This is a genomic window from Absiella sp. AM29-15, assembly GCF_003434225.1.
Taxonomy (GTDB): Bacteria; Bacillota_I; Bacilli_A; order Erysipelotrichales; family Erysipelotrichaceae; genus Hoskinsella; species Hoskinsella hominis.
Map to the genome: position 1 here is coordinate 137,912 of NZ_QVFL01000010.1, position 10,952 is coordinate 148,863.

General features: G+C 34.3%; 13 protein-coding genes. All 13 read left to right on the forward strand.

Going from position 1 to position 10,952, the window contains the following annotated elements; all coding sequences use genetic code 11:
• Positions 1–42 precede the first annotated feature (42 nt).
• Positions 43–1,476 (forward strand): glycoside hydrolase family 1 protein, encoded by a 1,434-nt coding sequence (locus DW761_RS11625; RefSeq protein ID WP_117518251.1) that lies wholly within the window; start codon positions 43–45, stop codon positions 1,474–1,476.
• A 25-nt stretch (positions 1,477–1,501) separates the two neighbouring features.
• Entirely contained in the window at positions 1,502–2,971 is a 1,470-nt protein-coding gene (locus DW761_RS11630; protein ID WP_117518252.1) for a family 1 glycosylhydrolase, read from the forward strand.
• Positions 2,972–3,105: 134 nt separating this feature from the next.
• The gene (locus DW761_RS11635) at positions 3,106–4,506 is read left to right on the forward strand and encodes a glycoside hydrolase family 1 protein (RefSeq protein WP_117518253.1); all 1,401 of its coding nucleotides are present in this window, start codon (positions 3,106–3,108) and stop codon (positions 4,504–4,506) included.
• 286 nt (positions 4,507–4,792) lie between these two features.
• Entirely contained in the window at positions 4,793–5,296 is a 504-nt protein-coding gene (locus DW761_RS11640; RefSeq protein ID WP_117518254.1) for a deoxyuridine 5'-triphosphate nucleotidohydrolase, read from the forward strand.
• Between the two features lie 78 nt (positions 5,297–5,374).
• Entirely contained in the window at positions 5,375–5,749 is a 375-nt protein-coding gene (locus DW761_RS11645; protein WP_117518255.1) for a GntR family transcriptional regulator, read from the forward strand.
• On the forward strand, positions 5,746–6,591 hold the full coding sequence (locus DW761_RS11650) for an ATP-binding cassette domain-containing protein (protein WP_158553801.1): 846 nt from the start codon (positions 5,746–5,748) through the stop codon (positions 6,589–6,591). Before DW761_RS11645 ends, DW761_RS11650 begins: the two co-directional genes overlap by 4 nt.
• Before the next feature lie 9 nt (positions 6,592–6,600).
• Positions 6,601–7,239, forward strand: a complete 639-nt coding sequence (locus DW761_RS11655) for a hypothetical protein (RefSeq protein WP_117518257.1) — start codon at positions 6,601–6,603, stop codon at positions 7,237–7,239.
• The gene (locus DW761_RS11660; RefSeq protein WP_117452328.1) at positions 7,232–7,855 is read left to right on the forward strand and encodes a hypothetical protein; all 624 of its coding nucleotides are present in this window, start codon (positions 7,232–7,234) and stop codon (positions 7,853–7,855) included. The genes DW761_RS11655 and DW761_RS11660 overlap by 8 nt, the downstream gene beginning before the upstream one ends.
• 158 nt (positions 7,856–8,013) lie before the next feature.
• Complete coding sequence (locus DW761_RS11665; RefSeq protein ID WP_117518258.1) at positions 8,014–8,250, forward strand: DUF3795 domain-containing protein; 237 nt, start codon at positions 8,014–8,016, stop codon at positions 8,248–8,250.
• 33 nt (positions 8,251–8,283) lie between these two features.
• Positions 8,284–8,442, forward strand: coding sequence for a hypothetical protein (locus tag DW761_RS21440; RefSeq protein ID WP_233513090.1), 159 nt, complete (start codon positions 8,284–8,286; stop codon positions 8,440–8,442).
• Positions 8,443–8,651: 209 nt separating this feature from the next.
• Positions 8,652–8,981, forward strand: a complete 330-nt coding sequence (locus tag DW761_RS11670) for a PadR family transcriptional regulator (protein WP_117518259.1) — start codon at positions 8,652–8,654, stop codon at positions 8,979–8,981.
• Positions 8,968–10,020 (forward strand): DUF1700 domain-containing protein, encoded by a 1,053-nt coding sequence (locus tag DW761_RS11675; RefSeq protein ID WP_117518260.1) that lies wholly within the window; start codon positions 8,968–8,970, stop codon positions 10,018–10,020. The genes DW761_RS11670 and DW761_RS11675 overlap by 14 nt, the downstream gene beginning before the upstream one ends.
• Entirely contained in the window at positions 10,020–10,496 is a 477-nt protein-coding gene (locus DW761_RS11680) for a hypothetical protein (RefSeq protein ID WP_117518261.1), read from the forward strand. The genes DW761_RS11675 and DW761_RS11680 overlap by 1 nt, the downstream gene beginning before the upstream one ends.
• The last annotated feature ends 456 nt before the right edge of the window (positions 10,497–10,952 follow it).

Genomic DNA, 10,952 nt, shown 5'->3' on the forward strand with positions numbered 1-10,952 from the left:
ATATGTGTTACCATAATAAATGAAGAAAAAGGAGGGCAACATATGCCATTTAAAAAAGATTTTTTATGGGGTGGTGCAACTGCCGCCAACCAATGTGAAGGAGCATGGAATGTAGATGGAAAAGGTATTTCATGCGCAGATATTTGTACAGGAGGAAGCTATAAACAGGCAAAAAGAATTACACCTGTTTTAGAAGAAGGAACCTTCTATCCAAGTCATGAAGCAATTGACTTCTATCACCATTATAAAGAAGATATCGCCTTATTCGCAGAAATGGGGTTTAAAGTATTCCGTTTTTCTATCGCATGGACAAGAATCTTTCCTACCGGAGAAGAAGAAACACCAAATGAAAAAGGTTTACAGTTTTATGACAATGTCATTGATGAATGTTTAAAATATAACATAGAACCATTGATCACGATTTCTCACTATGAAGTGCCATTCGCATTAACACAGAAATATAATGGCTGGGCAAGCAGAGAAATGATCGATATCTTCACAAAATACTGTAAAACGATATTTACACGTTACAAAGGAAAAGTAAAATACTGGCTGACATTTAATGAAATCAATGGCGCAACTGGTAATTTTGGCGCATTCTTATCACAGGGAATCTTAAATGAAGGCACAACAGATTTTATGCATCAGGTAGATAATCCCAAACAGCGTTTCCAAGCCTTACATCATCAATTTGTCGCAAGTGCACTGGCTGTAAAGATGGCACACGAAATTGATGAAAACTATAAAATTGGATGTATGCAGATCTTTGCGACAAGCTATCCATTAACATGTAACCCGGATGATGTAGTATTGACCCAACAAAAAAATCACATCATGAACTGGTTCTGTGGAGATGTACAGGTAAGAGGATATTATCCATCTTATATGAAACGTTTCTTTAAGGAAAATGATATCGAAATCAATATGGAACCAGAAGATAAAACAATTTTGAAAGAAGGTTGTGTTGATTTCTACAGCTTCTCTTATTACATGTCTGTATGTCACAGTGCAGATGAAAGTAAAGAAAATGGCGATGGCAACTTATTAGGTGGTGCGAATAATCCATATCTGAAAGCCAGCGACTGGGGATGGCAGATTGATCCAAAAGGATTGCGTTATTCTTTAAACGAAATCTATGATCGTTATCAGATCCCTTTGATGGTTGTAGAAAATGGTCTAGGTGCTTATGATAAAAAAGAAGCTGATGGAAGCATTCAGGATGATTATCGTATCGACTACCTGCGTCAGCACATTGAACAGATGAAAGAAGCAGTAGAAGATGGCGTGGATTTAATGGGTTATACACCATGGGGCTGTATCGATTTGGTCAGTGCATCCACAGGAGAAATGGCAAAACGCTATGGCTTTATCTATGTAGAAAAATATGATGATGGTACTGGAGATTACTCACGTAAAAAGAAGAAATCTTTTGCATGGTATAAAAAAGTAATCGAAAGTAACGGAGAAGAATTATAATAAGAAAATCAGGAGGATATAGATTATGAGTTTTCCAAAAGGCTTTTTATGGGGAGGCGCTACAGCAGCCAACCAATGTGAAGGAGCATGGAATGTAGATGGCAGAGGACCTGCTAAAACTGATGTCACAACCGGCGGCTCTGTAAAAGAACCAAGAAAAATCACTTATGTGGATAAAGATGGAAATGGACATGCAGTGGCTGATCGTAATTTTGAATTGCCAGAAGGTGCACACTATGCAGTATTAGATGATTATTTATACCCAAATCATGATGGTATTGATTTCTATCATCATTATAAAGAAGATATCGCTTTATTTGCGGAAATGGGATTTAAAGTATTCCGTATGTCTATTTCATGGAGTCGTTTATATCCAAACGGGGATGAAGAAACTCCAAATCCAAAAGGGGTAGAATTTTATCGCAACGTTTTTTTGGAGCTGAAAAAATATAACATAGAACCATTAGTGACTATCTGGCATTTTGATACACCACTTTATTTGGAAGAACACTATGGTGGATGGAACAATCGTCAATTGATCACCTTCTATGAACGTTTCGCAAAGACATGCTTCAATGAATACAAAGGGCTAGTAAAATACTGGCTGACTTTCAATGAAATCAATAATACGGTAATGATGCTGGATCTGTTTGGAAATAAAGGTGATGATACACAATATCAGAAAGCTTACCAGCAGTTACATTATCAGTTTGTCGCAAGTGCACGTGCAGTAAAAATCGGACATGACATTGACCCTGAGAATAAAATCGGGTGTATGATTTGTGGTATCACATTCTATCCAGCAACATGTGATCCAGCAGATATCCTTTTAAATCGTCATAATTGGGAAAAGAATATCTTCTATTGTGGCGATGTGCAGTGTTTTGGTAAATATCCAACCTACGCAAAACGTTTATGGAAAGAACACCATGTGGAACTGGATATCACAAAACAGGATCTTCAGGATTTAAAAGAAGGTGTTGTGGATATGTATACCTTCTCTTATTATATGTCATCCCTTGTGACGACCCATCAAGTAAAAGATCAGGTAAGCGGCAACTTTACAGCTGGTGCGCGTAATGAATATCTGAAATATTCTGACTGGGGATGGGCATTTGATCCAACTGGTCTACAATATTATCTGGAAATGGTATATGATCGCTATGAAATCCCAATGATGGTCGTAGAAAATGGCTTGGGTGCATTTGATGAAGTAGAAGAAGATGGAAGTATTCATGACCCATATCGTTTAGATTACTATCGTGAACACATCCAGGCAATGGATAAAGCGATTTGTAATGGTGTGGATTTAATTGGCTATACAACTTGGGGATGTATTGATTTGGTATCTGCAGGTACAGGAGAAATGCGTAAGCGTTATGGCTTCATCTATGTAGACAAACATGATGATGGCACAGGTACCATGGAAAGAAAGAAAAAAGACTCTTTCTACTGGTATAAAAAAGTTATAGAAAGCAATGGTGAAGAACGATAAGAAAAGGGCAAAGTTTGCCCTTTTTGTATATGACAGACAAAATGTACGAAAGTTTCATATCTGTGAAAACCATAAAGAAAAGAAGCATGGTAAAATAATCACTGTAAGAAAAAGGAAAGGTTATGGTGAAGCAGATGGAATATTCTAAATTAGTTTCATTCCCAAAAGATTTTTTATGGGGAGCAAGTACAAGCGCCTATCAGGTAGAAGGGGCAGCATTAGAAGATGGAAAAGGATGCAGTGTACAGGATGTCAAAGAGGTGATTCCTGGCACAGCGGATTTCAAAGTCGCAAGTGACTTTTATCATCATTATAAAGAAGATATTGAAATGATGGCAGAAATGGGATTAAAAACATTTCGTTTCTCTATCGCATGGACACGTTTACTGCCAAATGGGACTGGCGAAGTAAATCAAAAGGGAATTGATTTCTATAACAACGTGATTGATACATGTATTGCCAATGGCATTGAACCATTTGTGACAATGTATCACTTTGATTTACCAGCAGCATTAGATAAAAAAGGCGGCTGGAGTAATCCGGAAACAATCGATGCCTTTGTGGAGTTTAGTAAACTGATGTTTGAAAACTATGGGGATCGTGTAAAATACTGGTTAACGATCAATGAACAAAATATGATGATTTTACATGGCGCAGCAATTGGTACTGGCACAACAACACAAAAACAGCTGATGCAGGATAATCATCACATGTTGCTGGCACAAGCAAAAGCAATGAAACTGTGTCATGAAATGTGCCCAAATGCAAAAATAGGTCCAGCACCAAATATTTCAGCGATTTATCCAAGCAGTTGTAAACCGGAAGATATTTTAGCAGCTGATACGTTCTCTGCAATTAGAAACTGGTTGTATTTAGATATGGCAGTATATGGAGAATACAATGCGACAGTATGGAGTTATATGCGTGAAAAAGATATCCTGCCTGAAATTAAAGCAGGCGATATGGAGATCATGAAAGAAGGAAAACCTGATTTCATTGCATTTAACTATTATTGTACACAGGCAGTATCTGCATGTGATAAAGATGAATCCAGCAGTGAAACTACAGGAGATCAACAGGTTGCTGTAGGAGAAGCTGGTGTATATAAAGGTGTGGATAATCCATATTTGCCACATACGGACTTTGGCTGGCAGATTGATCCTGTTGGATTTAGAAATACCCTTCGTGAAGTATATTCCCGTTATCGTTTGCCCATCATTATCACAGAAAACGGCTTAGGAGCTTATGATCAATTAGAGGAAGATGGCAGTATCCACGATGACTATCGTATCAATTATTTACGTCAGCACATTGAACAAATGCAGCTTGCAATCAGTGATGGTGTCAAACTGTTTGGTTATTGCCCATGGTCTGCGATAGATTTGATTTCCACACATCAAGGATTTGCAAAACGTTATGGTTTCATATATGTCAATCGTGATGATGAAGATATCAAAGATTTAAAACGTTATAAAAAAGATTCCTTCTACTGGTATCAAAAAGTGATTAAAACCAATGGAGAAGATTTAAAATAGTAACATCTTTACATATGTTTTAAACCGTATCGTTTTTAAGGTACGGTTTTATTTTATTAAATATAACAATTATCAGCTTTCCTAAACATGTGAGTTGCCTGATTTCTTAGCTATATTTATGATATAATAAAACACATAAGGATGGTGAGATATGCTGAAGCTTCCAAAAGACAATTCTAATTTTACGAAATATTCGTATGAATGGACTTGTGTATACAGATAAAACAAAAAACATAGAAACATTAGAAAATAGCAATTAATAAAAGTAAAAAGTAAGGAGTTTAGAATGCAAAAAATCGCAAAATTTTATAAAGTGAGTTATGAACAATTTGAAAAAGATTGTAAAGGTATCTTTGATGAGCATGAAATAAAAACCATTTATGATGGGATTCAATTACCCAAAAGAGCTACAAAGGGAAGTGCTGGATATGATTTTTATTCACCTATTTCCTTTACATTGAAACCACAGGAAACCATCAAACTTCCGACTGGTATACGAGCACAAATGTGTGAAGGATGGGTACTACAGTTATTTCCAAGAAGTTCTTTAGGCTTTAAATATCGTTTACAGTTTAATAATACGGTTGGCATCATTGATGAAGATTATTTTTATTCTGATAATGAAGGGCATATTTTTGTGAAACTGACCAATGATAGCAAGGAAGGAAAAACACTTCAAATAGAAGCAAATGAAGCATTGGTACAGGGTATTTTCCTGCCTTTTGGTATCTGCGAGGATGATGAAGTGAGTGAAAAACGTAATGGTGGATTTGGAAGCACAAATAAATAAGTGCTTCTTTTTTTTACTGTATCTATTGCATAACAACTGTATCTATTGTATAATCACAGTAGAAAGAGTGGTGACAACATGAAAATATTGATATCCAATTACTCTTCATTGCCAATTTATGAACAAATTCGTGAACAGATTAAAGAAGCTATATTAAAAGGCGAAATAGAACCTGGAAGTATGTTGCCCTCGATTCGTGTGCTGGCTTCTCAGTGTAAAGTCGGCGTAATTACCGTAAAACGGGCATATGAAGAATTGGAAAAAGAAGGGTTGATATTCAATCGACAGGGGAAAGGCTGTTTTGTGAAAGAAATCAATCAAGAGGAAGTAATAAAATTGTATGAACAACAGCTTAAGGAGCAAATAAAAGAGCTGCGTAGATTTTGTAAGGAACATGCCATTAGTGAAACACGCATGCTTGCCTTAATAGAAGAATGCAAGGAGGAAGAATGATGGATGCATTACATGTAGAAGACTTACAGGTGGAATTACATAATTTCACGTTAAATAATATTACTTTAGATATCCCACAGGGCAGTGTGATGGGATTAATTGGAAGAAATGGTGCAGGAAAAACAACCTTTATCAAATCCGTTTTAAACTTATTGGATCGAAAAGGTATCGTATTATTTCATGGACGTTCTTTAGAGAAGGATCATGAAGAAGTATGCCGTGATATTGCATATGTAGGAACTGATTTTGATTTTTCGCTCAATACGAAAGTAAAGACATTACGAAAGATCTATTGTGATTTTTATTCAGAATTTGATGAACAGCAATTTGAATCTCTGTGTGAAAAAAGTGATATCACTTTAAAAAGTAAATTATCACAATTATCACTTGGTCAAAATAAACTTTTACAATTATATCTGGCAATCTGTCGTAAACCGGTATTATTGATTTTAGATGAGCCAATGGCAAATCTTGATCCCATTACAAGAAGAGAAATCATTGAATTATTAAGTGAATTCATGATTGATGAAACACACTCTATTTTGATCAGTTCACACCTGTTAAGTGATTTAGAAAAAATCGCAGATTATGTTACACTGATCGATCATGGAAATATCGTTTTAAAAGATGATATGGTTCATTTACAGGATGGCTATTTTGAAGTATTTGCGTCTAAAGAAGAACTAACAAAACTTCCTAAAGAAATCATTATTCATGTAAGGAAACTAGGTGATGAATATCAGGCACTATGCCATGTTTTGGATGAGTGTCAATTAGAAGGATATCGTTATCAAAGAGCTGATTTAGAAACAATAATGTATTATTGTTGTGAACAAAAGTAGGTGGCAATGATGAAAAATTTTATGGCTTATCAAAAAATTTATGCCGCTTTGCAAGTTACGGATACAAAGATTACAAGATATATAGTTTATTTATTGAGCTTAATGATGATGTTTGTATTTTCACCTATAAACATGTTTCTGATCACGATGTTTATCTCTAACATACAGTCTGAAAGATATAGTAAAAACAAACAGGTTATAACGCTATTGCCTTGTTCAAAAAAGCAGGATTGTTACTATTATTATGCAACTGGATTATATTCTTTATGGAAATGCTTCATATATGCAGCTGCCGGTGCGTTATTGATTTATTTTGTCTTATTTCTGTTTCATGCAGATATTTCTAAATTGTTATCATCAATATTCAGCTATGATTCAAGTCTAACAATATATCGTACTACTGGTCTTTTCGCAGTCATGGTTATCTTACATTTATGTTTAGCTTTCCTGGACCATATTTATCATGAATCTAAAATGTACGTTATTATAGCTATGGTTGTTTCTTTCATCAGTATGTATTTTTTCTTTCATCATTTTGAAAATGAGATTGTTTATGTCTTCGCAATCATCGTCGCAGGAATATCTATCATCTGTATTCCATGGATAACTTATCAAATAGAAAAAAGAGGAGGTATAAAGCATGCATAAGATCATTGCCTTTCAAAAATCTTTGTTTCGTTGTCAGCTTCGGGGAATCTTTCAAAGTGGCTGGATCCTGTTGTTGTTTTTACCTTCTATGTTAGGCTTTGTTGGTATCTTGTTCAGCTTACTGATGTTTTTCATGTATTTAGATTCCATCATACGAAATCATGAATCATTAAAGTTATTTCCAGTATCAAAAAGGTTTTATGTATTGAATATTTTTCTGTCCGGAATTATATTTCTAACGGGTGTATTTTTTATGTATATATGTTTGATAGGTGTTATCGTATTTGTATTTAATCTACTACAATCAGATGTTGAACAAGAGGTAACACAGATGGTTATTACACAGGGAACATCTTCGATTGATATCAAACGCATTATTGCCATTGCGATGATCATGCTTTTTGCCTATATTATGGGAGTCACGATGTTATTGAAATTAAAAAAAGAAGCTTCCTGTATCATTGGTATTATCATACTTTCCATTATTTCATCCATTCTGGTTCTAGCTTCCTATAAACAACCGGATACATTTATGTTTCCTATGATCATATTGGGATTAGCTACCTTGTTCGCTGGACCTTTATGGTGTATGAAAAAAGAGAAACGATTATGTTAAAAATACATTTTATCAGTTATTATGTTTGCTTATTGATGCGATTTATAAACGGAAAGTTATCGATTTCGTGAGTGGATGTGTGACAAGGCTATATTTCTACATCTGGTTGTCATACTTTACCTAAAATTCCTCTCTGGATAGGTGGAACAGACAAAGAAATGTACATTGTTTTTTACTACAATGAAGTCAAGTTTTTTTACATCTTAGGCAGAAAAGGCATACTTGGTAAATTTGATTTTGGAGGGAAGGACATAAAAAAAATAATTGCATATTGTGGGTTAATATGTTCAGAATGCCCTGTATATATTGTAACTCAAACAGGAAATGAGGAACTGAAAGAACAGTTAGCAAGGGACTATTCGACAGAAACCTGTAAATTTGAAAAAATGATATGATGTGCTGGGGTTGTCATTCTATGATAGGAATAAATGAAAAGATGTGTGTGGATTGTCCAATGTGAAAGTGTGGCATGGCAAAAAAGGTTTCCCATTGTGTGGAATGTAAATCCATGTCAACATATAGAGGATTATGTGCCGATTGAAAGTGATCATCGAAAGACTTTAGAAGAATTAGCTAAACAATCGTAGTTTATCATGTTGATTCAATGTGTTTTATATAACTTATCTTACAGTTGTTGGTATGTGTACTAAGGCTTGTCAATTGATATGCAATGCTTGATTAAGAAATCCGATTCGGGTTTCTTTTTTTGACTATTATAATTCTATTGGTACTATATTTATTTTAGTACTTGACAATACAAGGTACTGGGATTATTATAATAGTGGAGGTGGAGCCAGTGAATACACAATTCAAAAAGGGAGTATTAGAAATGATCGTACTGCTTTCTGTATATAAGAAAGATATGTATGGCTATGAATTGGTATCAGAAGTAAGTAAAGTCGTGAATGTCAATGAAGGCACCATTTATCCATTACTGAAGCGATTAACAAATGAACACTATTTTGAAACGTATCTAGTAGAATCAAGCGAAGGACCACCACGAAAGTACTATCGTATTACGTATTCAGGTAAAGAGAGAATGAAAGAACTGTTAGGAGAATGGAATGAATTTCATGAAACTGTGAATAATTTCATAAAGGAGAGTGATCTGCATGAAGAAAGATGAATTCTTAAACCTGTTAGATAAAAAACTACAGGTCATTAATGAACGTGAACGCCGCGATATCATTGATGAATACCGCACGCATATTGAAATGAAGATGAAAGAGGGTAAAACAGAAGAGGAGGCAATTGAAGATTTTGGTGACATTGATGAATTGGTGGATGACATTCTGGATGCATATAAAATCAATACCGATCGTGTACACCATCATGATTTCGATCGTAAATTTAATAATTTCATGGATGAGTTGTTTGATGGATTTAAACGCTTTGTTTCAAGTTTTACATCTTTAGATGCGGATGATGTCATTAAATTAATATTTGAATTTTTGATGATATTAATTTTCTTGTTTATTTTGAGAATCCCATTTGAAATTGCGTCATCATTAGGCGCAAGCCTGTTGAGAAATCTTGTAGGCTTCGGCATTGGACATGTGTTGGCTGGTTTATGGAAATTCATGATTTCCTTAGCATATGTTGTTATCTTTGTGCTGGCACTTTATGATTTATGTAAAAAACGTATCAATCGTTATAAATCACGTAGAAATGATTCTACAGTATTCGACGACTTTAAAGATACAATGCATGATTTCGCAAATGGTAAAAATACCTATCGTCAAAGAAATTCAAGTATCTATGATGAAAAAGATGATTGCAGCTATCAGGATTCCTATCGTAAAAAAAAAGCAACAATGAGCGAAGATGATGATCCTTATACGCAAGAGGAAGAAGTAGATGAAGATGTATATGAAGATGTAAATGAACAGCCATATCGTAGAGAAAGAAATTACGATACGTATTATGATGATCGTCATAGTGTAGGCATTATTAGAACATTTTTAAGAATTTTCTTCTTATTGATCATGATACCATTTATCTGTGTTATTGTTGGATTATGTTGTGCATTAGGCGCAATGGTTGTGGTAAGTATTCAAGGTGTTACGATTTTTGGAGCGTACTTTATCGTTATTGGCGGATTGATTTTAACCTCATCTTTCCTGAGTGCGTTATATCAGCTGTTATGGAGAGGGGGAAGAAGATAATGAAACATTTCTTAATTACCTTTATTATCGGAATGACCAGTATCGCCATCGGATTTACGATGATTTTCTTTGAAATCAAAGATTATAAAGAAGTAAATGGCTGTGACTTATATAACCCGGAATATTACACCACAACGAATACATTTAATGTGAGTGATAAAGATTTAAATATCACATTGGAAGATGGATTTATTCGCTATGATATCATTATCGATGAGTCTATGAAAGATAAAGTAAAAGTAGAAACAAGCGAAGCTGTTTTGACTGAAGTATCAGATAATCGCTTATATGTCAGGGAATCTGATTTGCATTCTTATCAAAATTATAATCATCGTGAAGATTTATTAGATTTATTTCATAAGGTGATCGATGGATTGAAAGAACATAAAATATATACTTGTGAAAGTAATGAAGTTGTGCGTATTACATGTTCAAAAGAAATGCGCAATCGTATAAAAATGAAGATGAATGATTAGAATATATGACAGAGTGTATAGAAACTAAAAAAAGTTATAAATACCTATTGTAAACCATAAAAAAGCTGTTATAATAGACATGTATCAGTAATGCATACGCAAACAAAGAAAACATGAGAAAAGGAGAAGCCTGCATGCTTCTCCTTTTCAATCTTGTAGTTGGACTGAATCAATGAGAGTTCTTTATGTACAAAAGGAGCTCATCATTCTTCCCAAAAACTAATTACTTCTTTTTCTTTTTGTACTTCAGCTTACATTCATATAATCTGCATACTTCTCTTAAGATAGCGGGAAGTGTCTTGATCAACGTGATACAAATGCTGGTCAAACAGACTATGAAGAAATGATTCACCATAAAAACCCTAAAGATAAAGTACATACGCTCTCTTCAAAGAAAACATTTCAGTAATCCTCCTACAAGTATATATACGTAAAAAAAAGTAAAAATCCTAAAAA